At 50.3% G+C, this 23,069-nt stretch carries 21 protein-coding genes; 15 read left to right on the forward strand and 6 right to left on the reverse strand.

What is annotated here, in order from left to right; all coding sequences use genetic code 11:
• Positions 1-296 precede the first annotated feature (296 nt).
• Together ACJJIY_RS11440 and ACJJIY_RS11445 are read left to right on the forward strand one after the other, a co-directional pair.
• Positions 297-2,888 (forward strand): glycoside hydrolase family 3 protein, encoded by a 2,592-nt coding sequence (locus tag ACJJIY_RS11440; RefSeq protein ID WP_445357939.1) that lies wholly within the window; start codon positions 297-299, stop codon positions 2,886-2,888.
• An 812-nt stretch (positions 2,889-3,700) separates the two neighbouring features.
• Positions 3,701-4,450, forward strand: coding sequence for an alpha/beta fold hydrolase (locus tag ACJJIY_RS11445; RefSeq protein ID WP_445357940.1), 750 nt, complete (start codon positions 3,701-3,703; stop codon positions 4,448-4,450).
• 129 nt (positions 4,451-4,579) lie between these two features.
• On the opposite strand, the gene ACJJIY_RS11450 is transcribed toward ACJJIY_RS11445, so the two are convergent.
• The 4 genes from ACJJIY_RS11450 to ACJJIY_RS11465 all read right to left on the reverse strand — a co-directional run bounded on the left by ACJJIY_RS11450 (position 4,580) and on the right by ACJJIY_RS11465 (position 8,767).
• Positions 4,580-5,251: a DUF1349 domain-containing protein gene (locus ACJJIY_RS11450; protein ID WP_445357941.1), complete on the reverse strand. Its 672-nt coding sequence runs from the start codon at positions 5,249-5,251 to the stop codon at positions 4,580-4,582.
• The gene (locus tag ACJJIY_RS11455) at positions 5,248-6,330 is read right to left on the reverse strand and encodes a sugar phosphate isomerase/epimerase family protein (RefSeq protein ID WP_445357942.1); all 1,083 of its coding nucleotides are present in this window, start codon (positions 6,328-6,330) and stop codon (positions 5,248-5,250) included. The genes ACJJIY_RS11450 and ACJJIY_RS11455 overlap by 4 nt, the downstream gene beginning before the upstream one ends.
• Positions 6,331-6,425: 95 nt before the next feature.
• Positions 6,426-8,162, reverse strand: coding sequence for a GMC oxidoreductase (locus tag ACJJIY_RS11460; protein ID WP_445357943.1), 1,737 nt, complete (start codon positions 8,160-8,162; stop codon positions 6,426-6,428).
• An 11-nt stretch (positions 8,163-8,173) separates the two neighbouring features.
• A complete protein-coding gene (locus tag ACJJIY_RS11465; protein ID WP_444898146.1) occupies positions 8,174-8,767 on the reverse strand; it encodes a gluconate 2-dehydrogenase subunit 3 family protein in 594 nt (197 codons plus the stop codon).
• Between the two features lie 490 nt (positions 8,768-9,257).
• On the opposite strand from ACJJIY_RS11465, the gene ACJJIY_RS11470 reads away from it, so the two are divergent.
• The 13 genes from ACJJIY_RS11470 to rpoS all read left to right on the forward strand — a co-directional run bounded on the left by ACJJIY_RS11470 (position 9,258) and on the right by rpoS (position 22,381).
• Complete coding sequence (locus ACJJIY_RS11470) at positions 9,258-10,487, forward strand: AraC family transcriptional regulator (RefSeq protein ID WP_445357944.1); 1,230 nt, start codon at positions 9,258-9,260, stop codon at positions 10,485-10,487.
• A gap of 68 nt (positions 10,488-10,555) precedes the next feature.
• Positions 10,556-11,866, forward strand: coding sequence for a tRNA lysidine(34) synthetase TilS (gene tilS, locus ACJJIY_RS11475; RefSeq protein ID WP_445357945.1), 1,311 nt, complete (start codon positions 10,556-10,558; stop codon positions 11,864-11,866).
• A 125-nt stretch (positions 11,867-11,991) separates the two neighbouring features.
• Positions 11,992-13,626, forward strand: a complete 1,635-nt coding sequence (gene pyrG, locus ACJJIY_RS11480) for a CTP synthase (RefSeq protein ID WP_252085084.1) — start codon at positions 11,992-11,994, stop codon at positions 13,624-13,626.
• Between the two features lie 54 nt (positions 13,627-13,680).
• On the forward strand, positions 13,681-14,526 hold the full coding sequence (gene kdsA / locus ACJJIY_RS11485; RefSeq protein WP_445357946.1) for a 3-deoxy-8-phosphooctulonate synthase: 846 nt from the start codon (positions 13,681-13,683) through the stop codon (positions 14,524-14,526).
• Positions 14,527-14,668: 142 nt separating this feature from the next.
• Positions 14,669-15,955, forward strand: coding sequence for a phosphopyruvate hydratase (gene eno / locus ACJJIY_RS11490; RefSeq protein ID WP_444898143.1), 1,287 nt, complete (start codon positions 14,669-14,671; stop codon positions 15,953-15,955).
• 95 nt (positions 15,956-16,050) lie between these two features.
• Positions 16,051-16,338 carry a septum formation initiator family protein gene (locus ACJJIY_RS11495; protein WP_282931806.1) on the forward strand — a complete coding sequence of 96 codons (288 nt, stop codon included), beginning with the start codon at positions 16,051-16,053 and terminating at the stop codon, positions 16,336-16,338.
• Positions 16,335-17,054, forward strand: coding sequence for a 2-C-methyl-D-erythritol 4-phosphate cytidylyltransferase (ispD, locus tag ACJJIY_RS11500; protein ID WP_282931807.1), 720 nt, complete (start codon positions 16,335-16,337; stop codon positions 17,052-17,054). Before ACJJIY_RS11495 ends, ispD begins: the two co-directional genes overlap by 4 nt.
• Complete coding sequence (gene ispF / locus ACJJIY_RS11505) at positions 17,054-17,539, forward strand: 2-C-methyl-D-erythritol 2,4-cyclodiphosphate synthase (RefSeq protein WP_445357947.1); 486 nt, start codon at positions 17,054-17,056, stop codon at positions 17,537-17,539. Before ispD ends, ispF begins: the two co-directional genes overlap by 1 nt.
• Positions 17,532-18,494 carry a tRNA pseudouridine(13) synthase TruD gene (gene truD / locus ACJJIY_RS11510; protein WP_445357948.1) on the forward strand — a complete coding sequence of 321 codons (963 nt, stop codon included), beginning with the start codon at positions 17,532-17,534 and terminating at the stop codon, positions 18,492-18,494. Before ispF ends, truD begins: the two co-directional genes overlap by 8 nt.
• Before the next feature lie 54 nt (positions 18,495-18,548).
• Entirely contained in the window at positions 18,549-19,220 is a 672-nt protein-coding gene (locus ACJJIY_RS11515; RefSeq protein ID WP_444898140.1) for a protein-L-isoaspartate(D-aspartate) O-methyltransferase, read from the forward strand.
• Positions 19,217-20,179 (forward strand): DUF368 domain-containing protein, encoded by a 963-nt coding sequence (locus tag ACJJIY_RS11520; protein ID WP_445357949.1) that lies wholly within the window; start codon positions 19,217-19,219, stop codon positions 20,177-20,179. Before ACJJIY_RS11515 ends, ACJJIY_RS11520 begins: the two co-directional genes overlap by 4 nt.
• Before the next feature lie 194 nt (positions 20,180-20,373).
• On the forward strand, positions 20,374-21,135 hold the full coding sequence (locus ACJJIY_RS11525; protein WP_413664894.1) for a peptidoglycan DD-metalloendopeptidase family protein: 762 nt from the start codon (positions 20,374-20,376) through the stop codon (positions 21,133-21,135).
• 199 nt (positions 21,136-21,334) lie between these two features.
• On the forward strand, positions 21,335-22,381 hold the full coding sequence (gene rpoS / locus ACJJIY_RS11530) for an RNA polymerase sigma factor RpoS (protein WP_445357950.1): 1,047 nt from the start codon (positions 21,335-21,337) through the stop codon (positions 22,379-22,381).
• Between the two features lie 92 nt (positions 22,382-22,473).
• Here the strand turns inward: rpoS and ACJJIY_RS11535 are convergent, their stop codons facing one another.
• Positions 22,474-22,800 carry a YdbL family probable chaperone protein gene (locus tag ACJJIY_RS11535; RefSeq protein WP_282931814.1) on the reverse strand — a complete coding sequence of 109 codons (327 nt, stop codon included), beginning with the start codon at positions 22,798-22,800 and terminating at the stop codon, positions 22,474-22,476.
• Positions 22,801-22,810: 10 nt separating this feature from the next.
• Positions 22,811-23,005, reverse strand: a complete 195-nt coding sequence (locus ACJJIY_RS11540; protein ID WP_282931815.1) for a YnbE family lipoprotein — start codon at positions 23,003-23,005, stop codon at positions 22,811-22,813.
• Between the last annotated feature and the right edge of the window lie 64 nt (positions 23,006-23,069).

A 23,069-nucleotide genomic window follows, 5' to 3' on the forward strand; every position in this document is an offset into this window, starting at 1 on the left:
TGTCATTGCGAACTGTGCCCACTGGGTAGCCATGACTCAGTTTTATGGCCGATCGGTGAATACGGCATTAGCAGAACTTGATTCCGACGAGAGCTGGATCTGGAGTTATCTCTAATATTTCAGCTCGGTGGAGGCAGACCGTGCACAACTGCCGGGGCAGGTGATGTGCGGCATAATAAATATGGCGATAGTAGGTCGCGCTGGGTGTAGGGCTTTGGAGATATTTCCTCTAAGGTTTGTCTGAGCGCAACTCGTAGAGCCAGTTAACAAGCGTGGAATAATTTTGGGAGTTATTCGTGAATTTTAGTAAGCGATTTTCGCTGGGCTTTGTGCTCTGTGCTTCTGTGCTCGCCGGGTGTCATTCCGAGAGCCAACAAACTGAGCCAAAAGCCGATAAAGCGCAGGCCGATACTGGCACCAGTGCCGCCGAGGGCATCGACAACTGGCCTGAACTCAAGCCAGCCTTACCACGCGATGAAAAGCTGGAAGCCCAAATCACTGAAATCATGTCCCGCATGTCTCTGGAAGAGAAAGTGGGTCAGATGATCCAGGCGGAAATCCGCAGCGTTACTCCTGAAGATGTGAAGACCTATCACCTGGGTTCCGTATTGAATGGTGGTGGCGCCTTCCCGAACAACGATAAGTTTGCCACGCCGCAAGACTGGTTGGCCCTTTCTGACGCCTTCTTTAAGGCTTCTATGGACACTTCCGATGGCGGTGTTGCGATTCCCCTGATCTGGGGTTCCGATGCGGTTCACGGTCACAACAATGTGATCGGTGCGACCCTGTTCCCGCATAATATTGGTCTGGGTGCCGCCCAAGACCCGGAGCTGATTGAGCGTATTGGCAGCGCCACCGCCCGCGAAGTGGCAGTGACCGGTATCGATTGGACTTTCGCTCCTACCGTCGCGGTAGTCCGCGATGACCGCTGGGGCAGAACTTACGAGAGCTACTCAGAAGATCCCAAGATTGTTGCGGATTATGCCGAGGCAATGGTGAAGGGGCTCCAGGGCGAAAAATCCAGCGCTGAATTCCTGCGCGGCGAAAACCTGGTTGCCACTGCCAAGCACTTTGTCGGTGACGGTGGTACGAATCGAGGAATTGACCGAGGTGATAATGCGGTTCCGGAAAAAGAACTGGCAGAGGTCCATGCGGCGGGTTACCTGACGTCTCTGCCGGCTGGCGTACAGACCGTGATGGCTTCATTCAATAGCTGGAACGGTGAAAAACTCCACGGCCACAAATACCTTCTGACCACTGTTTTAAAAGAGCGCCTCGGTTTTGATGGATTTGTGGTGGGCGACTGGAATGGCCACGGTTTCGTGCCCGGTTGCACTGTAGAGAGCTGTGCAGCGGCGATTAATGCCGGCCTGGATATGTTTATGGTGCCGGCGGACTGGAAAGCCCTGTACAACAACACCCTGGCCCAGGCCAAAAGCGGTGAAATCGGTGCAGAGCGTATCGATGATGCTGTTCGCCGTATCCTGCGAGTGAAGATCCGTGCAGGTCTGTTTGACCGCAATATGCCGCTGGCAGGCAAAGATGGCATCCTGGGCAACCCGGAGCACCGCGCAATCGCTCGTGAAGCGGTACGCAAATCCCTGGTATTGCTGAAAAACAACGACCAGCTGCTGCCATTGGCTGCTGACCAGAATATTCTGGTTGCCGGCGATGGTGCGGATAACCTGTCCAAGCAGAGTGGTGGTTGGACGATTTCCTGGCAGGGTACCGGCAACACGCGCGCAGACTTCCCTGGTGCCACTTCAATCTTTGAAGGTATTTCATCGGCGGTTAAAGCAGCCGGCGGTGAAGCGGTATTGAGTGCTGATGGCAGCTTCTCAGATGCCACTTTTGCCAATGGTAAGGCACCCAAGGTTGCTGTTGTTGTGTTTGGCGAAGAGCCCTATGCAGAGTGGCACGGCGATATTACCAACCTGGAATACCAGCGCGGTAACAAGAAGGATTTGGCGCTGCTGAAAAAACTGCGCGAGCAGGGTGTTCAGGTAGTGAGCGTTTTCCTTTCAGGTCGTCCTCTCTGGATTAACAGTGAATTGAATGCATCCGATGCCTTTGTTGCTGCCTGGCTGCCTGGCTCTGAAGGTGCTGGTGTTGCGGATGTCCTGATTAAAGGTGCCGATGGGGAAGCCCGTTACGACTTTACTGGCAAGCTGCCATTTAGCTGGCCAATGCACAGCTATCAGAATGTCCTGAATCCATACCACGACAATTACGAGCCACTGTTTGAGTTGGGCTATGGCCTGGCTGCGGAACAGGAATCCTTGGTGAGTAACGAGTTGCCGGAGACCAGTGAATCCGTTGCCGGTGGCGGTTTGGAAGAAGCCTGGCTGTTGGTATCCCGCCCGCAGGCTCCCTGGGTGTTGAATATCGCTGAAGCTGGGGCAGAGGTTGTACCTGTACACGGTAACTTCGCAGTTAGCGGAGACGATAAAAACATCACTGTCAGCTCCATCGATATGTCTTCCCAGGAAGATGCTCGACTGATTACCTGGAAAGGCCTGCGTCCTGGCGCGGTTCAGTTGTCTGCTGAATATATGCAGGACCTGAATGTCTACCTGGAAGAGAAATCTGCGCTGACACTGAATATCCGTGTCGATCAGCCAATTGAGAAGCCGGTGGTGGCTACCATGAACTGTGGTGATGGCTGTTCTGCGAAGGTACCGCTGGAGTCTGCGCTGAAATCCATGGAACAGAAAAGCTGGACTCGGGTTTCTGTAGATCTGCAGTGCTTTGTAAAAGCCGGTGCGGACTTCGGCAAGGTGTTTAGTGCCTTTGGCTTGGAGAGTGAAGCTCCGATGGCTATTGCGGTTGCCAACGTTAAGTTGACCCCGGAAGCTGGCGTATCTGCTGATATTCGTTGTGACGGTTAAGTTACAACACACTTAAAGGGCTAATTACCCTCAGTTCTAACCGGAGCCTGTTTTTTGGTTCCGGTTAGCGGCTGAAACAATTTGTTCTCACAGGAACGGTGCCAGTGTGATGTTCTATCCCGTTGGCACTTCTTTGCCCGCCAATCTCTTCTTTCCAGATATTACTATTTCTTTTATCCCATAGATTTACTACTGGGGTGGAAGGAAAGAATACACTTCACTTGAGGCATGCTGTGAATACATCCCTGTAAGCTCCTAATCGGCATCCGTGCCTCATAGGGTCCCGAGCGGAGTGTATTATTTCCTTCTCCCTTTTTAGTATATTGGATAGCGTTATCCCACGATAAATCTACCCCTCCTGATTTTTGTTATTTCACGCCTTCTTAGTATTACTTGTCACAAAATTGTTGCCGCTATTGGTGCTGTATTGGGTTGTCAGGCACTGCAAACGTGCAGGCGAATAAATAATTCAATAAATTTTATTTTCTAATCTTATTTAAGTTTTGGAGTGGGGTAGGCTTTGCGCAGGTTCCATTTTCTCGGGAACAGAAAGGTAATTGATTTGAAATGAAGCTGCCATTCCTCTCTGGTTAGTATGACTTCGCTCTCAAAATTAGGGCTCTTGGATAGTTGGCATTCTTATTGCTGGTTATTTTTCGAGTGTTTACTTTTCAGACCTGGCCTTCCATTGAATTATGGCGGTTATGGTGGGTTGGTTCCCTATTTGATTTTTGTGCATTTTGAGGTCCTCGGTCATGGTAGTACCGGGGATGGTGCGGATAAATTAACTTGAAATGGAATTGGAGGAACTAATGGCACCTTGTCATATCGTTTTTTTACCAGGACTTTTCGCGCGTGGGTGGATTTGGAACCAGGTTGCAGACGCTTGCCGGCAGCAGGGACATAAAATAACTGTTATCGAGCCATCTATCCCCGAGGTTTTTATGGGTAAGTTGGATTCGGCGCACGAAATGATTAGAGAGTGTCTCCAGTTAAATGGAGATATGGAGAATAATATTTTGGTCGGCAATTCGATGAGTGGGCTTATTACGTTAGATTTTGCCGCAAAATATCCTGAACTGGTGGCTGGGGTGGTTATCAGTGGAGCCCCCGGGCTTGAGGAGTTGGAAGCAGGAGTTTCCCTTTCTGATTTACGCGGGTCGGTACCTGGAGCAGCAAATATACTTTGTGAACGGGTCTTCCGAGATATTAACCGCCTGCCTAAATCGGATTATGAAAAGGGCGTCGCCGATATCAATACTATTTTCTCCACCAACGAAACGTTTAAATCAGTAGTTAAATGGCTGAATATAAGTAGGAAGTATGATGTTTATGGTAGTCTGAAGAAAGTGAGATGCCCGATCAAGTTAATATGGGGAGACTTCGATCAAATAACACCGGCTGAATCCTGGCGGTCGCTGGCCTCCCAGAATGATAATTTGGATTATTGTGAAGTGTATGATTGTGGGCACAGTCCTATGCTGGAAAAGCCTGAAGAATTTTATCAGCTTCTCTCTGGGTATCTTCTTGGTATAAACAGGCCCTTGGCGCGGACTGCTTGATGACAAGCATTTCCCGGGTGGCTCAAGATACATAGCTATGACAGAAGTTGTGCTTGTCATAGCTATGTATCTCGAAGGCTGTTATTAATGTTCTCTCGAAGTTTTTTCTTCGAGACGATAGTCGGGTCGTTAGGTTCCCTGCATATAGTCTGTAATTGTTTTTTCCTCAAAGTTAATATCAGAAAACAAAGCTTGTACTTTGGGGCCTGTAGGTGATTGGGCGAGAAAACCAATCCTGGTGGACTTGGAGGTCTGCAGGGAAAATGATCGAAGGTATGACCAGTGTCTGCTATCCTCTGAGTGATAAAAGAAGTATGTAGTTCCTTTCCTTGCAATTTTTAGATGGCTGTATTCCCTCTGGGTTTCTATATGGTAGGCATCGTCACCACCTTTATAAACGACGGTAGACGCTATGCCATTTTTGCCAGAGTTAAACCTCTCAAGTAGAAGTTTTGCCCAGTTTCCCTCGTCTGCATAAACAATTAAAGCGGCTCCATCAAAGTTTTTCTCAAAGTCTACATAGACTTTTGCGGAAAAAATAAAGTCAGATTTCGGTGCGAAAAGTAACCTTGGGGCATTGTCTATTTGATAAGAGCTGTCGGCATTGGTGAATAAATCGCTGCCTTTTGTGGCGGTGATGGTGATTTTTGAAGGTGCGATGCTTGGTTCTTGAATGGTGTGCTGTTTTTCCAGCGGATAGGGAATTAGTAAATAGTTGTAAGTTTCTGGGGCGGCTGTCATTGCTATGCAATTGCTGGTTTGAAGTATCAAAGTCAATAGAGCGGGGGATAGGTATTTCATGATTTTATATCCTTTCTAGTGGACATATACGATGAAAGGTATTGCTGAAGATTTGCTTTTGATTTTATAAGTGCCTCTATTGTTTTCATACCCTTTGGCGCAGTCTCCTGCTCAAGAATAATCCACTGGCTGCCGCCGACTTCGATACTGGCCTCAATAATTGAAGGCCAATCTATTAGATCCATGCCGATTATAGGGAGCCTCTGATTAACTCCGTAATGCCTCTGCGGGTCTTGAAGGCTGCAGATGTTAGGCGCAGCTCGCCGCGAATGGCCGTAGCCCTTTGCAAGAGTTGCAACGCAGCAGATGCGGCCTTCAAGGCCCGCCCTTCGGGGCTTGCAGAGCGATTCACACTCCGCGTTGCGACTTCTTGAAAGGTCTAGACATTCCTGCGAAGCCGCGCCTTGATTGTGAACCGCTCTGCATGCCAGAGGCATCATGGAGTTATTCAGAGGCTCCCTAGCTTTATTGTTAATATTCTCATCAGGAACCCAGGATTTAAAATGAGTGGTATAGGTTCGCCCCGGATATCGTTTTAGATAGTTGATAGGATCTTTGCCTGCCGCAGAAGCCCAGCCGATGTCTAACTGCAAAATGAAATTGTCATCAGTAGACTGGGATATATAGTCCCAGAAAGTTGTGTTTTGATAGGTGGAAAATTCTTTATCGTGATTATGAAATCCCATTTTCAAACCGTACTTGGAAAGAGCGGATTGCGCACTGCGAAGCTGCGATATTAACTTGTCTACCCCGTTAGGGTTCCAGCTTCTCGGGTCCCAGCCAACGATTAGGTATTCGGCACCCAGGGTCTGGTAATAAGTGGCCGTTGTATCTATTAATTCCGGGAGCAGCTGGGTAATAGAAACGTGTGCACCGCTCACTTTTAGCTTTAATTGCTCCAGTAGAGAGCGGAGTTCCTTTGGCTTTTCTTTGTACGGACCTAGTTCCGTAGCCAGTTCTATCGCATTAAAACCTGCTGCTTCTAGTCTTTTTAGTGTGCCTGAAAAGTCCCGGTTTAACTCATGGCGAACAGACCATAGTTGAACCCCGAGTTGGGGTTCAATTTTCTCAGTAGTCATATTCACTTCTATTGCGACTGATTTTACGACAGGTAAAGTTGTCAAGAGAATAGCTGTAAACAGATTGCGAGATAAATTTCGTAGGCTTATCACTTTTATAATCTCCCCGCAGAAAGTTCGCTGGCTGCATAGTTTGCGGCTCGAGCAGTTAATGCCATAAAAGTTAGAGAGGGGTTTTGAACTGCTGAAGAGGCGAAGCAGGAGCCATCGGTTACAAAAAGGTTGGGTATGTCGTGCGATTGGTTGTACCCATTTAAAACTGAGTTGGTTTTATCACTACCCATTCGTGCTGTGCCTACCTCATGGATGGCACTTCCAGGGGGATATTTATCACTAGTGACTTGTCCACTAACTTCATTTAGCCCCAAATTCTTAAGCATAGCTTGCATGGCCTCACAGGCATCCTCCATCATTAGGCGCTCATTTTTAGACCATTGACAATTGATATGTAGTTGCGGGATTCCCCACTTATCTTTTTTGGTGGAGTGGAGCCTGACCTGGTTTTCGTGTCTCGGTAACATCTCTCCCTGTGCACCAATCCAAAATCCCCAGCGCCCAGGTTGTTGCAGTTTTTCTTTGAAAGATTTTCCAATCCCCTCGGAAGCAGCCATTGTCCGCCAGTCCTGCCGATAGGCGCTTCCTGAAATCTGGTAGCCGCGCTTGTAGTGCTTTCGGTAAAGTTCGGGGCGATATTGGAAATTGGGAATCAGGATGCCGGTTGGTCTCCACCCGGAGAAGTACTCATCTTCATAACCATCAATAAAGCCGTGGGCTGAGGCATTGTAATTGTGGTCCATTAGGTAGTGGCCCAGTACACCAGAGCTGTTGGCGAGCCCCTTGGGGAAATGCTTGTTGGCTGAGTTGAGGAGTATTTGGGTTGAGCCCAATGTGGATGCGCAGAGGAAAACGATTCGGCCAAAATACTCTCGTTGTTGCAGGGTTTCGCTGTCGATTACCCTTACGCCAGCTACTCGGTTCTTTTGCGAGTTGTAAATAAGGCTGTGTACCACGCTATTACTGGCAATTTGTAGTTTGCCGGTTCTCATTGCGGCTGGCATGGTGGCGCTTTGTGTAGAAAAGTAGCCGCCGAATGAGCAGCCTCGTTGGCACTGGTTACGAGCCTGGCAGTTGTATCGGCCTAGGGCTACCTGTTCCCGGTTTGGCTTGGTCAGGTGAGCAGCTCTTCCAATAATGAAATGCTTATCACGATACTGCTTTTCAAACCTGGACTTGATGTCTTGTTCACACTGGTACATCTCAAATGGTGGTTGGTATTCGGAGTCTGGCAGTTGCTCAATATTGTCCGTATTGCCACTGATTCCGGCAAAGCGTTCGACTTTGCTGTACCAGGGTGCAATATCCTTGTAGCGAATGGGCCAATCAACTCCTACGCCATCACGTTTGTTTGCGAGAAAGTCGTGGTTACTAAATCTATATGACTGCCGGAACCAGAGAAGGCTTTTGCCCCCTACTTGATTGCCGCGAATCCAGGTAAAGTCTGAGCCGGGCTCTGTGGAGTAGGGTTGGTCGCTGTCATTACAGAAAAAATGCTTGGTGCTTTCATTGAGAAAAATACTACGACTTTGTATTGGGTAGATTTCTTTTTTCTCTTTCAGATTCATTTTAGTACGGAGTGGGAATTCCCAAGGTCCCTTGTTTTCTGTGGGGTAGTCCTGACCGTGTTTTACCATCCGGCCCCGATCTATCATCAGGGTATTTAATCCCCGTTCGGTTAGTTCTTTTGCTGCCCAGCCGCCGCTAATGCCTGACCCTATAACGATTGCGTCAAATACCTGGCTTTCTTTTTGGATCAATAATTCATCATTTTGCATAGTACTTTCCTTTAAATACGTGGCAGTGAACCCCAGGCCTTCCCGGTTTGATCCAAGGGAACTGAACCTTTGAACCCACCGGGAATTGCTTGGTAAGCAAGCTCACGGGTGGCTCCGGTAAAGCTGGTGTAGTAGCCAAGGCACACCAGGAATTTAAGATTCCTGAAATCTTGCTGTAAGTCTGGGTTAAAGGGGGCTATTCCGGTGTCGAGTGATTCGAGTAGAGCAACCGATTGTTCTGGGGCAAGATGAATAAAGGGGTGTCCATACCGGGTGGTGGCACGCTCATCCAACTCATGTAAGAGCTTTTTGGTTTTTAGCTGGGTCTGCTCTTCTATGCAGCCGGTTAAATAGTGATCGACAAATAAATGGCACTCTGTTTCAGCTGCGCCGGGAGTATCCGTTGCGGGTATCAGGTAGGAGCAGATTTTGTGCAGGGTGGTGAGTTGTTCAATAGAGAAAAGTCGTGCCCGGTAGGCGTCAGTTCTTCGCGATTTGAAAAAATTATCTGCTGCCGCAAGAGCTTGCTGCTCTGTGCAGGTTAGGGCCAGAGAGGTCCCGCCCACAGTGGCCAGTCCTTGAATAAATTTCCGACGGTTTATCATCCCGGTCTCCTCTTGTTGCTTGAAGAGTTAGTTCTTTTCTAGTGAATCGATACTGGTAGGGAGATTTTGTCTTTGGGGCTTAAACTCGTCGTCTTGATTTGTGGTAATACCCAAATCTGGACGTACAAATTCAGGTATTACCTAAAGCTTTACCCCTTATTTGGGCGGGCCGATGGTGGTTTAGTGGTAATATCTTTTTAGGGAGCCTCTGAATAACTCCGTGATACCTCTGGCATGCAGAGTGGTTCACAATCAAGGCGCGGCTTCGCAGGAATGTCTAGACCTTTCAAGAAGTTGCAACGCGGAGTGTGAATCGCTCTGCAAGCCCCGAAGGGCGGGTCTTGAAGGCTACAGCTGCTGCGTTGCAGCTCTTGCAACGGACTAGGCCATTCGCGGCGAGCTGCGCCTAACATCTGCAGCCTTCAAGACCCGCAGAGGCATTACGGAGTTATTCAGAGGCTCTCTAGGTAGAAGGGCTATTTGAGTATCAATGGACGCTTTACTATTCAATTTCCACGACATTGTTCTGATAATGACCAGTTATCAGTGTGCTCTTTTTGCACTGTTGTTGTTAGTGATTCGTCGTGAGCGGCGTTTCAGCAACACCTTGTTGGCGCTATTTCTGTTCTCACAAGCCGCTATTCCCCTGGATATCCTGATTAATTTTGGTGAGGGTTTCCGCAGTTGGTCCATTGAGACTTCCCCGAACTTGTTTTTTGTATTTGGCGCAGCCTACTGGTTAGAAGGCCCCCTGTTACTTTGGTATACCCGCTCCTTAACTCGCGAGGGGTTTAGGGTTTCCAGGCGGGACCTTTGGTACTTGCTGCCTTTTTTTCTGGCAGTCGTGTTTGAATATTTCTCCTACTGGCAATTTGATAGCGAAACCAAGACAGCCATGCTGCGTGGGGAGAATTTAACTACTGGCTCGGTGTTCGATCACTTGTTGGGATTGGCTCGTGAATCGCTTCGGGTACTTTTCGGTGTTTTGTGTCTTGTTGAGGTGCGTCGATGCCGTAGGCAGATTCGAGATAATCATTCCAGTATTGAGAAAATTGACCTGATTTGGTTGTTGGTGTTGATCTGGGGCTTCTTGCTGGTTCGTATTTGGGCTCTGATGATTAACCTGGCGGTAGGGTTGGCTCAGGAGTGGCAGCTCCAGTTGGATATTGGAGCGATGGGGCTGTTTAGTAACTACGCCGTATTTGTTCTGGTTAGTGCCATGATCTTCTTCAGTCTCAGTTACTCCTCAATGTTTGAGGGCGATGGGCATAAAGTGGAGAAGTCCGGGGAAGGTGTAGGTTCTGACCTGGAACAGGATGTTAATGGGGAGCCTGAGATTGATCTGGAGTTGGCAGCCCAAATTGAAAATTATATGCGGGAAGAAAAGCCTTACTTGGTTCCTGCCCTTACCCTAGAGCAGTTGTCCGGGCAGTTACAGGTATCACGCAGGTTGCTGTCACAGACGATTAATCGTCATTTTCAGTGCAACTTCTTCGAATTTGTAAACCGTTACCGTATAGATGAGGCAAAAAGGATGTTGCGGGAGCCGCAAAATGCGGGGCTCACCGTGATGGAGGTAATGTTGTCCTCGGGCTTTAATACCAAGGCTACATTTAACTCGTTTTTTAAGAAAATGGTGGGTATGACGCCGACCGAGTACCGCCGGCTTAATTGCGAAGCCAGGGCTGGCAGTGAGATGGGTGCTATGGAGCCCAGCTAAAGGGCTCTAGCCGCCTTTGCTGGGTTTGGCAGTATACTTTTGAAAATTTGATTCTGGCTCGACCCCTTGTGAAACCCGTAGACCCCCCTGAAAAACTCCCAACTCTGATAAGGGGGTTACTAAAGTCCCACCCTGCCAGCGGCCAGCTGTGGGTGGGGTTTTCTGGTGGTCTGGACTCCACTGTTCTCCTGCACCTTCTGGTAACTTGCCAGGTTCCCGTGCGTGCGCTTCATATTCACCATGGCCTAAATACAAATGCGGACATTTGGCTGGCTCACTGTAAAGAGTTTGCTGAAAATCTGGCGGTTCCCTTTACAGCCATCCAGGTTACTGTTGATTACAAAGATGGCGGATTGGAGCAGGGGGCTCGCCGGGCGAGATATGCGGCCTTCAATCAGGTGATGTCCGAAGGTGATCAAATTCTGCTCGGTCACCACGCGGATGACCAAGCTGAGACTTTCCTGCTGCGCTTAATGCGGGGCGCGGGCGTGTTGGGATTGGCCAGTATGTCCGAGAGTCGAACTATCGGAGATAATAAGTACTTACTGCGCCCTCTACTCGGAGCGGGGCGAAAAGAGCTAGAGCAGTGGGCTGAGGCTCACGGATTGAGCTGGATTGAAGATGACAGCAATGCTGATGAGGCCCTGGAGCGTAATTTTTTGCGGCATCGAGTTGTGCCACTGCTCAACCAGCGTTGGGGAGTGAGTCGCCAGATCGCTCGGGCAGCGGAGAACCTGAGGGAGTCTGCGGACTTGCTGTCTGAGTTGGCACTTGCTGACCTGGAGGAGGCTGATTTAAAGGTGCAGCGATTTGGCGAAAGTCTGGCCCTGCCTCGCTTCTTCAGCCTTAGCGAGGGGCGCCGTAAAAACCTTATGCGGCATTGGGTATTGGGCCAAGGGGGGCAGCCGCCAGAGTCAGCCCTATTAAATCAGGCGCTTTTCCAGGTGACTCATGCGGCAGAGGACGCACAACTTGAAGTTAATATGGGTGGGCGAGTGGTGCGGCGTTTTCGGAATCGCCTTTACCTGACCCCTGAGCTGGCGCCAATTGCCAATAACTCCGATAAAGATTGGCACTGGGATGGCCGCTCTAATCTGACTCTGCCAGCGGGTGGCATTCTTCGGCCCTTGTCGGATTGGCCAGAGGGCGATTATCGAGTGTGTTATCGCAGAGGAGGGGAGCGTGCGCACCCGGTAAATCGCTCCAGGTCACAAACGCTTAAGAAGCTCTTGCAGGAGTGGGCCCTTGAGCCCTGGCTCAGGGATCGTGTCCCATTGGTATTTTTGGGGGATGATCTGGTGGCTGTCGCGGGGCTCTTTTCATGCAAAGCAGGCTGCGCCATCCCGGATGAACCACCCTGCTGGCGGTTTTTCGATTGAGTGTTAAGGGGGTTTCTGCTACCCTGGCGCCCCGTCTAAAAGGCACCGGGAGAAGCTGGATTATCCGCCCGGGCCAGCCCTGTAAGCTCGACATTCATCGAGCGCTCAACTGACCAAGGTTTTGCATGACGCGCTATATTTTTGTAACTGGTGGCGTGGTTTCCTCGTTGGGGAAAGGTATCGCCTCCGCCTCTTTGGCCGCCATTCTCGAGGCCCGCGGCCTCAAGGTTACCATCCTCAAACTGGACCCCTACATCAACGTAGACCCGGGTACCATGAGTCCCTTCCAGCACGGCGAGGTGTATGTCACCGAGGATGGTGCCGAGACTGACCTGGACCTGGGTCACTACGAACGCTTTATCCGTACCCGGATGTCCAAGCGTAACAACTTCACCACCGGCCGCGTGTACGAAACCGTACTGCGCAAAGAGCGCCGTGGTGACTACTTGGGTGGCACCGTACAGGTGATCCCCCATATTACCGACGAGATCAAGCGCCGCGTTGTAGAAGGTGGCCGCGATGTCGACGTCGCTATTGTTGAAATCGGTGGCACCGTAGGTGATATCGAATCCCAACCGTTCCTGGAGTCTGTGCGTCAGCTGCGTGTGGAAATGGGCACCAATCGCGCCCTGTTGATCCACCTGAGCTATGTGCCTTTCCTTGCCACTGCTGGTGAAACCAAGACCAAGCCGACTCAGCACTCTGTTAAAGAGTTACGTTCTATCGGCTTGCAGCCGGATATTCTGCTGTGCCGTTCCGAGCGCGAGATCGATGAGGACTCCCGCCGCAAGATCGCACTATTCACCAATGTTGAAGAGCGCGCTGTTGTACCGCTGCCCGATGCCAAGACCATCTACGGCGTACCGCGTCTTCTGCACAGTTACGGCCTCGACGATATCGTTGTGGAAAAACTGCAGCTGGAATGCCAGGCACCAGACCTTTCCGAGTGGGATGAAGTGGTCGATGGCAAGCTGAACCCGCAGCACGAAGTGAAAATTGCCATGGTTGGCAAATACATGGAGTTGCTGGATGCCTATAAGTCCCTGATCGAGTCCCTGACCCATGCGGGTATCAAGCATCGCTGCAAAGTGGATATCGACTTTATCAACGCTGAAGACGTTGAGGGTGAGAACGGTATTGACCTGATCAAGGATGCCGATGCAATACTGGTTCCCGGTGGATTTGGTGAGCGCGGTTTAGAGGGCAAGCTTGAATCTGTTCGCTACGCTCGTGAAAACAATATTCCTTACCTGGGCATCTGCCTCGGTTTACAGTCTGTGGTTATCGAGTTCGCGCGCAATGTGCTCGGCCTCGAAGGTGCCAACAGTACTGAATTCAATACTAAAACCCCGCACCCGGTTATTGGCCTGATCACAGAGTGGATCGATAGCGAAGGCAATATCGAGAAGCGCGACGAGCAGTCCGACCTGGGTGGCACCATGCGCTTGGGCGGTCAGGAGTGTCGCTTGGCTAAAGACACCAAGGCTCGCGATATCTACGGCGCCGACGTCATTGTAGAGCGCCACCGCCACCGCTACGAAGTAAACAACAACTACGTTGATCGCCTGCAGCAAGCCGGTTTGAAAATTGGCGGCTGGTCTGCAGACGATACCCTGGTAGAAATGGTTGAATTGCCGAACCATCCCTGGTTCGTTGCTTGCCAGTTCCACCCGGAATTTACTTCAACCCCGCGCGACGGCCATCCGTTGTTCGAAAGCTTTGTTGCCGCTGCAATGAAGCAGCGTGAAAACCAGGGTTAATCAGTATCCGCCCCCGGTCTCTGTGACTGGGGGTGAGATGACAGGGAGCTGACAGTGAAAACAATTGAAGTCGGAAATATTCAGGTCGCCAACGATAAGCCATTTGCGCTGTTTGGCGGTATGAATGTACTGGAATCCCGCGACCTGGCGATGCAGGTGGCTGAGCACTATGTAAAAGTCACTGAAAAACTGGGTATTCCCTATGTTTTTAAAGCGTCTTTTGACAAGGCTAATCGCTCTTCCATCAATTCCTATCGCGGACCGGGAATGGAAGAAGGCCTGAAGATTTTTCAGGAAATCAAAGATACCTTTAAGGTTCCCTTGATTACCGATGTCCACGAAGTACACCAGGCTGCTCCGGTTGCCGAAGTCGTGGATATTATCCAGCTGCCGGCCTTCCTGGCCCGCCAAACTGACCTGGTTGCCGCTATGGCAGCGACGGGTGCTGTGATCAACGTCAAAAAGCCCCAGTTTATGAGCCCGCCGCAAGTTAAAAATGTGGTGGAGAAATTTGCTGAGTGTGGCAACGAAAAAATTCTTTTGTGTGAGCGCGGAGCCTGCTTTGGCTACGACAACCTGGTTGTCGATATGCTGGGCTTTAGCACCATGATCAATGCCTCCGGCGGTGCGCCGCTGATTTTTGACGTCACCCACTCACTGCAAATGCGCGATCCTTCCGGTGCAGCCTCTGGTGGTCGCCGTGCACAGGTCACTGAGCTGGGCCGCGCAGGTTTGGCTATCGGGATTGCCGGCCTGTTCTTGGAAGCACACCCGAATCCAGACAAAGCATTGTGTGATGGCCCCAGTGCATTGCCACTGGAAAAGCTGGAGCCATTCCTGGCGCAGATGAAAGCGGTAGATGACCTGATTAAAGGTTTTGAGCCGCTGGATACGAAATAAAAAAGAAATATTTTTGCGCGCCCTGATTGGGCGCGCGGCACTTTCCCCTCTGCTATTTAGCCTGAGTGCTGTAGCAAAAGTGCATAACGTCTGATTTACGAAAACCTATTTTCAGTAAGTACCAATACGGAGCCCATTGTAAATGAGCAAGATTGTCGCTGTTAAAGCCTTTGAAGTAATGGATTCTCGCGGTAACCCTACCGTTGAAGCCGATGTAATCCTGGAGGATGGTTCTATTGGCTCCGCCTGCGCCCCCTCCGGTGCCTCCACAGGCTCCCGTGAAGCGCTGGAACTTCGCGATGGCGATAAAAGCCGTTACTTGGGTAAGGGTGTCCTGAAAGCGGTTGAAAATATCAACACTACTATCGCCGACCTGCTCAAGGGTATGGATGCTACTGATCAGCGCGCCCTGGACAAGGCGATGATCGATGCCGACGGCACTGAAAATAAGGCGAACTTCGGCGCCAACGCTATTTTGGCGGTTTCCCTGGCTGCCGCTAAAGCAGCTGCCGCTTCCAAAAAAATCCCCTTGTACCAGCATATTGCTGAGGTAAACGGCACTCCGGGCGAGTACTCCATGCCGGTACCGATGATGAATATCCTCAATGGCGGCGAACACGCTGACAACAATGTGGATATCCAGGAATTTATGGTTCAGCCCGTTAAGGCTGAATCTTTTGCCGAAGCTCTGCGCCAAGGTGCTGAGATCTTCCACTCCCTGAAAAAAGTACTGTCCAGCAACAGCCTGAACACTGCAGTTGGCGATGAAGGTGGCTTTGCTCCGAACCTGCCTTCCAACGAAGCGGCACTGAAAGTCATCGCTGAAGCAGTAGAAAAGGCCGGTTACACCCTGGGCGATGATATTACTCTAGCTCTGGACTGCGCTTCTTCCGAGTTCTACAAAGATGGCAAGTACGATCTGGCTGGCGAAGGCAAGCAGTTCGACAGCGAAGGTTTTGCCAGCTACCTGGCCGATCTGTCCGCCAACTATCCGATCCTGTCTATCGAAGACGGTATGGACGAGAGTGATTGGGACGGTTGGAAAGTACTCACCGACAAAATTGGTGAAAAAGTACAGCTGGTAGGCGACGACCTGTTCGTAACCAACACCAAGATCCTGAAGGAAGGTATCGAGAAAGGTGTCGGTAACTCTATCTTGATCAAGTTCAACCAGATCGGTTCCCTGTCCGAGACTCTGGATGCGATCAAAATGGCTAAAGATGCGGGCTACACCGCTGTGATCTCTCATCGCTCCGGTGAGACCGAAGATACTACTATTGCGGATCTGGCGGTTGCGACTGCTGCTGGTCAAATCAAGACCGGTTCCCTTTGCCGCTCAGACCGCGTAGCCAAGTACAACCGTCTGCTGCGCATTGAAGCTGAGCTGAATGGCTCCGCTCCTTATCGCGGCCGCGCTGAATTCAAGTAATCCATTATTTGAATTAGCGTGCAAGTACTACAAAGAGGGGCCAGCCCCTCTTTGTAGTACTATAAATACGAACAAGCGAAATATCGTAATCTCGTATGAAATGGCTGCTGGCAATACTCACCATTATGCTCCTCGCCACCCAGTACCGACTTTGGGTTGGTGAAGGTAGTCTCGCCGAAGTTACCCGTCTCAAGCGTCAATTAGCCCAACAGCAAGAAAAAAATATCGCGCTGGTGCGGGAAAACCGTCAACTGTTCAGGGAAGTCCGCAGTTTGAAAGTTGGCACTGATGGTGTGGAAGCGAAAGCCCGTTATGACCTGGGACTGATCAAGGAAGGGGAAACACTGTTTATCTTCCTGGATAAGGAAGAGGCTGAAAATTGATTAAGGATTATTGGGTCATTGTACCCGCTGCCGGCGTTGGCAAACGTATGGGGGCTGATCGCCCGAAACAGTACCTGCCGTTGCTCGGGCGACCACTGCTATCCCTGACTTTAAAAAATATTCTTGGGTGGCCAGGTTTGGCTGGCGTTGTAGTATCGCTATCGGAGCAGGATACCTACTTCCCTCACCTGAAAGAAGCAAACCACCCCTTGGTACACACCGTCATTGGTGGAGCTGAGAGAGCAGACTCTGTTCAGTCCGCCCTGGATTTCCTGGCGGAGCGAGAAAGCGGCGATACTCCGGTTTTAGTCCACGATGCTGCACGACCCTGTGTGTCTGAGCGCGATATCTGCGCTTTACTCAGTGACGAAGTCTCACCGATGGCACTTTTGGCGCGCCCCGCAAGCGACACATTAAAGCGCAGTCATGTGACTGGCGGTGTAGCCTGTGTGGAAGAAACAGTTGACCGCGAAAGTATTTGGCTGGCGCAAACCCCGCAACGTGCCCCTCTCAGCACTTTGCACTCATGCCTTGGTAAAGCCCTGGAGCAAGGGGTTGCTGTAACCGATGAAGCCAGCGCACTGGAGTTTTTTGGCCATTCTCCGCAATTGGTTGCGGGTGATAGTGACAATATTAAAGTGACGCACCCCGCCGATATCATAATTGCAGAAACTATTTTACGTCTGCGCTACTCCCCGACTGAGGATAAGCGATAGTGAGTTTTCGAATAGGCCAGGGCTTTGATGTGCACGCATTTGGCCCTGGTGATCATGTAGTGCTCGGAGGAGTACAAATCCCCTATGGGTATGGTTTGGTAGCTCATTCTGATGGGGATGTTTTACTGCACGCCCTATCGGATGCCTTACTGGGTGCTCTGGCCCTGGGAGATATCGGTAAACACTTTCCCGATAACGATGAACAATTTGCCGGAGCGGATAGCAGAAACCTGCTTCGACATGTTGTTGGATTAATCGATAGTAAAGGGTATCGCCTGGTTAATGCGGATATGACGTTGATTGCCCAGGCCCCCAAAATGGCTCCGCATATCGATGGAATGCGAGTCAATATTGCCGCTGACTGTGGTGTTGATTGCGGTGCGATCAGTGTCAAAGCAACCACTACAGAAAAGCTTGGATTTACTGGTCGCGGTGAGGGTATCGCCGCGCAAGCTACTGTTTTATTAGAGCGCAAAGATGTCTGAAGTTTGGAACCTGGATTGGCCCCGAGCGCTTGGGGGTGCGGTAATTTCTGGCGATTTTCGCACAGAACCAGAAGATTTTATTGTCGATGAACTGGCTATGCCACCGGCTGATAAAGATGGTGAACATGTTTACTTACAGGTTAAAAAGCGCGGGGCAAATACCGCCTGGGTTGCCAAGGAATTGGCGAAGTTAGCCGGGGTGCAAAGCCGGGATGTCAGCTTTTATGGATTGAAAGACCGACATGCTGTTACCACTCAATGGTTCAGTGTATGGCTCGGACAAAAGCCAGAAGCAGACTGGTCGCAAATTAACAGCGATGAGATTTCATTGCTCCAGGCCTTCCGGGGGCCACGCAAGTTGCGTCGCGGCGAGCATATGGGGAATCGCTTCAAGATTCGTTTGCGCAATATAGAAGGTGATCGGGACAAAGCAGAAGAAGTACTTCAGCTGATTCCCAAAGGGGTGCCCAATTACTTCGGTGAACAGCGCTTTGGGATTGATGGCAATAACCTTAGCTTGGCAAAAAACTTAGCTGAAGAGGACGGTCGCTGCCGCAAAAGCGAAAAGGCCTTCGCCATGTCTGCTGCCCGTAGCTGGCTGTTCAACCAGGTTTTGGCTGAACGAGTCAACACCGGAACCTGGCAGAGCCCCCTCGTTGGAGAGCCTGAAGATTACCCAACCGGGCCTCTTTGGGGGCGTGGCAGAAACCTGTCAACGGATGCCCTGGGGCAGTTGGAAGAGCAAGTGCTGTCTCCGTGGCAGCCTTGGTGCAACTGGCTGGAGCACTGCGGTCTTAGCCAGGAACGCCGGGCCATGATTTTATCCCCGGAGGCGTTTCGCTATAAGTGGGAAGGTGATCATTTAATCGTCGAATTTGCCTTGCCACCGGGTACTTTTGCTACGGCTTTGCTACGGGAGATAGCTCAGCTGGTCAATGTTAAACAGTGCACATAAAATTTGTATTTAGGTGACTGGCGCTGTTGCACAAATCATGGACAAGAAAAGAATATGGACCGCTTGAGACAAGAAGGTCTGGGGATGACTTCCCAGCGAACCCGTAATCGCTTGATCCAGCGATTGCGGGAAGAGGGGATATCCAACGAGGAGGTACTGGATGTAATGGCATCTACACCTCGACACCTCTTTTTGGATGAGGCCCTGGCTATTCGGGCTTATGAAGATACTGCTTTGCCCATAGGGTATGGCCAAACTATTTCCCAGCCATACATTGTCGCCCGTATGACTGAACTCTTACTGAGTAGAGCCAAGTCTCTACACCGAGTTCTGGAAGTGGGTACGGGCTCTGGCTACCAAACGGCCATTCTTGCTCGTTTGGTCGAACAACTTTATTCCGTCGAGCGTGTCGAACCTCTATTGGAAACCGCTCGCCATCGGTTGGGGGAGCTGGGTTATAGCAATGTAGAGTACAAGCTCAGCAATGGGGGCTTTGGTTGGAAAGACGAGGGTCCTTACGATGCTATCCTGGCTGCAGCAGCACCCGCAATGATTCCTGATGAGCTGCGAGAACAGCTGGCTCCCAATGGGGTTTTGGTAATTCCGGTGGGGGCTGAGCAGCAATACCTGACGATGGTGACTCGTCGTGAGGATAGTAATAAGTTTGATGTGGAAAAGTTGGAAGCGGTACGTTTCGTGCCTTTACTCGGTGGCGTGGTTCGATGAGATTTGCTGAGGTTCTAAAAAGTCGCTACCCCGGAGTACTACTGCGGGGAATGGCAATGGGGGCTGCCGATGTGGTGCCCGGTGTTTCCGGGGGAACTATTGCCTTTATTACCGGCATCTACCAGGAGCTTTTGGACTCCCTCAGTCGAATAGGCCCGCATTGTATTACAGTGTGGCGGAAGGAGGGGTTTCTATCTACTTGGCGCTATATTAATGGGAGCTTTTTGCTCTCTCTTTTCCTTGGGGTATTGTTGAGCGTTTTTAGCTTGGCCCACCTGATTAGTGGCTTACTGCAAAATTATCCAATTGTTGTATGGTCATTCTTTTTCGGTTTGGTTCTCGCCTCAATTGTTCCCATTGTGAGAAATATCCCCCGGTGGTCGTCATCTGTTTTGGTTTTTCTCGCACTGGGTATTGCGCTTGCAGTAACAGTGAGTGAGATGCGGCCTTCGGAGATACCGGCAACTCCACTTACGCTGTTTTTATCAGGTGCTTTGGCAATATGTGCGATGGCACTGCCGGGAATTTCCGGCGCTTTCCTGCTGTTATTAATCGGGATATACCCCAAGGTTTTAGCTGCAGTTCATGAACTCCAAATTTCAAACCTATTGTGCTTTGCGGCAGGGGCGGCAATAGGGCTGATGCTCTTCAGTCGCTTGTTGTCTTGGCTGATGCACAAATATGTAGCTAGGACATTGGCATTTCTTGCCGGGGTTTTGTTGGGTAGTCTGAAAATTATTTGGCCCTGGAAACTGCCAATTTCTGGGGAAATCGAAGCATCAAGCAAATTGGCCCCTTTGCTATCCAACACTTCTCCGCTAACTTATGTCGAGCAAACCGGCGACAGTGCTCATTTGGGGGGCGCAATTGTTGCGGCTCTAGGGGCAGCGCTCTTGGTTCTCGCTGTAGACTTCTTTGGCAAGGTGCACAGAGAGAAGTCTTGCGCCACTCCGCAATAAGATCTGGAAAATCTCGGTATGGCAGCGTTTTATCAAACTTTTCCAGAGATTTTTGGAGCTTTTCTTTAGACACTTTTTCCATAAATGCCGTGGTCTGATGTAAAAAGAGAATAATGGAATGTCATCTTTTGCAACCTCTTGAGCGCCGATATTGGCGGAACAAACTCCCTAAAATCGGTCATTGTTTGTGGGGGGTGTTTAAAATATTAGGCTTGCTGGTTCTGCTGCAGGCCGTTTCCTCCTGTTCCAGCCATAAGGCTCCCTCAAGCTCCCTACGCCAGCCCCCGAGTATCAAAATTACCCACCACACGGTCGGTAAAGGAGATACCCTCTATTCGATAGCCTGGCGTTACGGCAAGGATTTTCGCCAATTGGCGGCGATAAATGGTATCCGCTCCCCTTATCAAATATATCCTGGGCAGAGAATCAGGCTGACGGGCTCAGTGCCAACCAAGAGCACCGCTAGTGCGCAAAAGAAACAAAAAGCGCCAGTCACAAAAGCTAAACCGAAAACAACACAAACGACCACTGCTAAAAAATCTTTAACACCAAGCCCAAAGCGCCAATCAACAGCATCTCGCCGGAGCGGATCGGTCAACTGGCGCTGGCCCGCCAAGGGGAAAGTGATTAGTCACTTCCGCTCTGGGGACCCATTGCGTAAGGGAGTTGATATCGCGGGTGAAAAGGGTGAGTCTGTACTGGCAGCGGCTGATGGCACCGTGATCTACGCAGGAAGCGCCTTGAGAGGTTATGGAAAGCTGCTGATCGTCAAGCACAACGAGGTTTACCTCAGTGCCTATGCACACAATCACCGGTTGCTCGTAAAGGAGGGCAGCAGGGTAAAGGCGGGGCAAAGGATAGCGGAACTGGGTTCGAGTGGTACCGACCGCAACAAGCTCCACTTTGAGATTCGCAAAAACGGTCAGCCAGTAGACCCTCTTGCCTACTTACCGTAAGTTCACGGCCGCAGTAAAGCTCTGCAAATAAAAATGGACTTTTAACTAGTACCACTTGAGGTAGTCACTGTAATCGTGGCCATCCCAGGGTCAGCCGATTCAGTGGCTGTCGCCACATACCTGCGGCATTGATAGTTGTGTTATCAATGTCCGAGTGTGTTGTGCGGCTGAAATTGGCAAAGTACAAGGAGCAGGGGAAATGGAAGCACAACGGCAAGACCAGTCTATGGCTGGCCAGGCAGAAGACTTTCCTCCTGAGTTAGACGTTGAAAATGATGAGCAGAAATTAGGTTCAACTGAAGCAGGTGTTAGTCGCACGCGGAAATCTGCGGCTAAAAAGAGTTCCGCACCCTCCCAGGCAGAGAAAAGTAGAGTTTGTAGATTGGATGGCGATGGCCATTTGCAGAAAAATCTCGACGCTACTCAACTCTATCTCAATGAAATTGGATTCTCCCCCCTATTGACCGCAGAAGAAGAGGTGTATTACGCGCGCAAGGCTTTGCGTGGAGATGCTGCGGCAAGAAAACGAATGATCGAGAGCAATCTTCGCCTTGTTGTAAAGATTGCTCGCCGCTACGTTAGCCGAGGTTTGGCACTGCTGGACCTTATTGAGGAAGGCAATCTGGGCTTGATTCGAGCAGTTGAGAAGTTTGATCCAGAGAGAGGCTTTCGCTTTTCCACTTACGCCACCTGGTGGATACGTCAGACGATAGAACGGGCCATAATGAATCAGACCCGAACCATACGCCTGCCCATCCATGTCGTGAAAGAGTTAAATGTGTACTTGCGCGCATCTCGAGAGTTGGCGCAAAAGCTGGATCACGAGCCATCTGCAGAGGAAATTGCCACCCTCCTTGAGAAGCCGGTCGAAGATGTCGAGCGTATGCTTGGGCTCAATGAGCGGGTTACTTCTGTAGATACTCCCATTGGCCCCTCTTCTGAGAAGACCTTGGTAGATACCATCCCCGATCAGCAGGAGTCCGACCCAGCAGAGCTCTTACAGGACAGCGACCTTTTTGACAGTATCAACCGCTGGTTAGGAGAGTTACCTGACAAGCAGTGTGAAGTAGTATCTCGGCGGTTTGGTTTGCGAGGGTTTGAAGCGAGCACCCTGGAAGAGGTTGGACGTGAAATCGGTCTCACCAGGGAGCGGGTCAGGCAGATACAGGTGGATGCACTTAAACGATTAAGAGAGGTTATGGAGAAGCAGGGACTCGACGGGCAGTCACTATTTGGCAATTTGTAGTCTCTACTCCTTGATAAAACCCCACTGCCGCTATCTGGCTGTGGGGTTTTTTATCACTCCGCCTTGCTAAGCTGAAGTCCTCGGGCTATGAGTTACTTCCTTACCCAGCGTCCCAGATTGTCCTGGTAGTATTCTCCGGGTGACAAGCGGGCTTCCAACTTTTCAGCGGCGCGTGTTGCCACTTGGGCTATATCAATTTTATTGCGTTCAGCGATTCGAGCGTAAGCAGCTTTTCGCTTGGCATTCACTTCTTTGACCAGTTTTTCTAATTCTGGTGAGCTGGCATCTACGATAGCGATGTATCCGCTATTGGCTTCACCAACCAGGCCCTTACTTTTGGCTTCATTCAGGGAAATTGCCATTGCAGGCAGGGCGATTAATAAGCTCAGTGCCAAAAAGGCTTTCATTAATGTCTTCATATTTGCCTCCTTAGAAAATCCCTTCCTTGTCTTCAAACAGGTTGTCCAGGTCCTTGTCGACCTTGACCCGAATTTCATGCTCAATTTTCACATTCAGGTTTACTGTAATTGGCTCACTGGGAGCCTTTACCGCTACAGTGGGTGTACACCCTGTAGCAACCATAGCGTATAGCAGCCCCATAGGAATCAGTCGGCTGGCTTTCATCTGACACTCCTCACAGTACCTCTTTGGTACCCTTTTACTTTTTGTACCTAGCCCGTGTTACCTG

It is taken from the genome of Microbulbifer maximicatervae (SeqCode) (assembly GCF_052468155.1).

Coding starts and splice junctions, on each gene's coding strand:
- ACJJIY_RS11470 (WP_445357944.1), top strand. CDS start 9,258: ATGGACGCTTTACTATTCAATTTCCACGACATTGTTCTGATAATGACC.
- ACJJIY_RS11535 (WP_282931814.1), bottom strand. CDS start 22,800: ATGAAGACATTAATGAAAGCCTTTTTGGCACTGAGCTTATTAATCGCC.
- ACJJIY_RS11520 (WP_445357949.1), top strand. CDS start 19,217: ATGAGATTTGCTGAGGTTCTAAAAAGTCGCTACCCCGGAGTACTACTG.
- truD (WP_445357948.1), top strand. CDS start 17,532: ATGTCTGAAGTTTGGAACCTGGATTGGCCCCGAGCGCTTGGGGGTGCG.
- pyrG (WP_252085084.1), top strand. CDS start 11,992: ATGACGCGCTATATTTTTGTAACTGGTGGCGTGGTTTCCTCGTTGGGG.
- ACJJIY_RS11495 (WP_282931806.1), top strand. CDS start 16,051: ATGAAATGGCTGCTGGCAATACTCACCATTATGCTCCTCGCCACCCAG.
- ACJJIY_RS11455 (WP_445357942.1), bottom strand. CDS start 6,330: ATGACTACTGAGAAAATTGAACCCCAACTCGGGGTTCAACTATGGTCT.
- eno (WP_444898143.1), top strand. CDS start 14,669: ATGAGCAAGATTGTCGCTGTTAAAGCCTTTGAAGTAATGGATTCTCGC.
- ACJJIY_RS11460 (WP_445357943.1), bottom strand. CDS start 8,162: ATGCAAAATGATGAATTATTGATCCAAAAAGAAAGCCAGGTATTTGAC.
- ACJJIY_RS11540 (WP_282931815.1), bottom strand. CDS start 23,005: ATGAAAGCCAGCCGACTGATTCCTATGGGGCTGCTATACGCTATGGTT.
- rpoS (WP_445357950.1), top strand. CDS start 21,335: ATGGAAGCACAACGGCAAGACCAGTCTATGGCTGGCCAGGCAGAAGAC.
- ACJJIY_RS11515 (WP_444898140.1), top strand. CDS start 18,549: ATGGACCGCTTGAGACAAGAAGGTCTGGGGATGACTTCCCAGCGAACC.
- ACJJIY_RS11465 (WP_444898146.1), bottom strand. CDS start 8,767: ATGATAAACCGTCGGAAATTTATTCAAGGACTGGCCACTGTGGGCGGG.
- ACJJIY_RS11445 (WP_445357940.1), top strand. CDS start 3,701: ATGGCACCTTGTCATATCGTTTTTTTACCAGGACTTTTCGCGCGTGGG.
- ACJJIY_RS11450 (WP_445357941.1), bottom strand. CDS start 5,251: ATGAAATACCTATCCCCCGCTCTATTGACTTTGATACTTCAAACCAGC.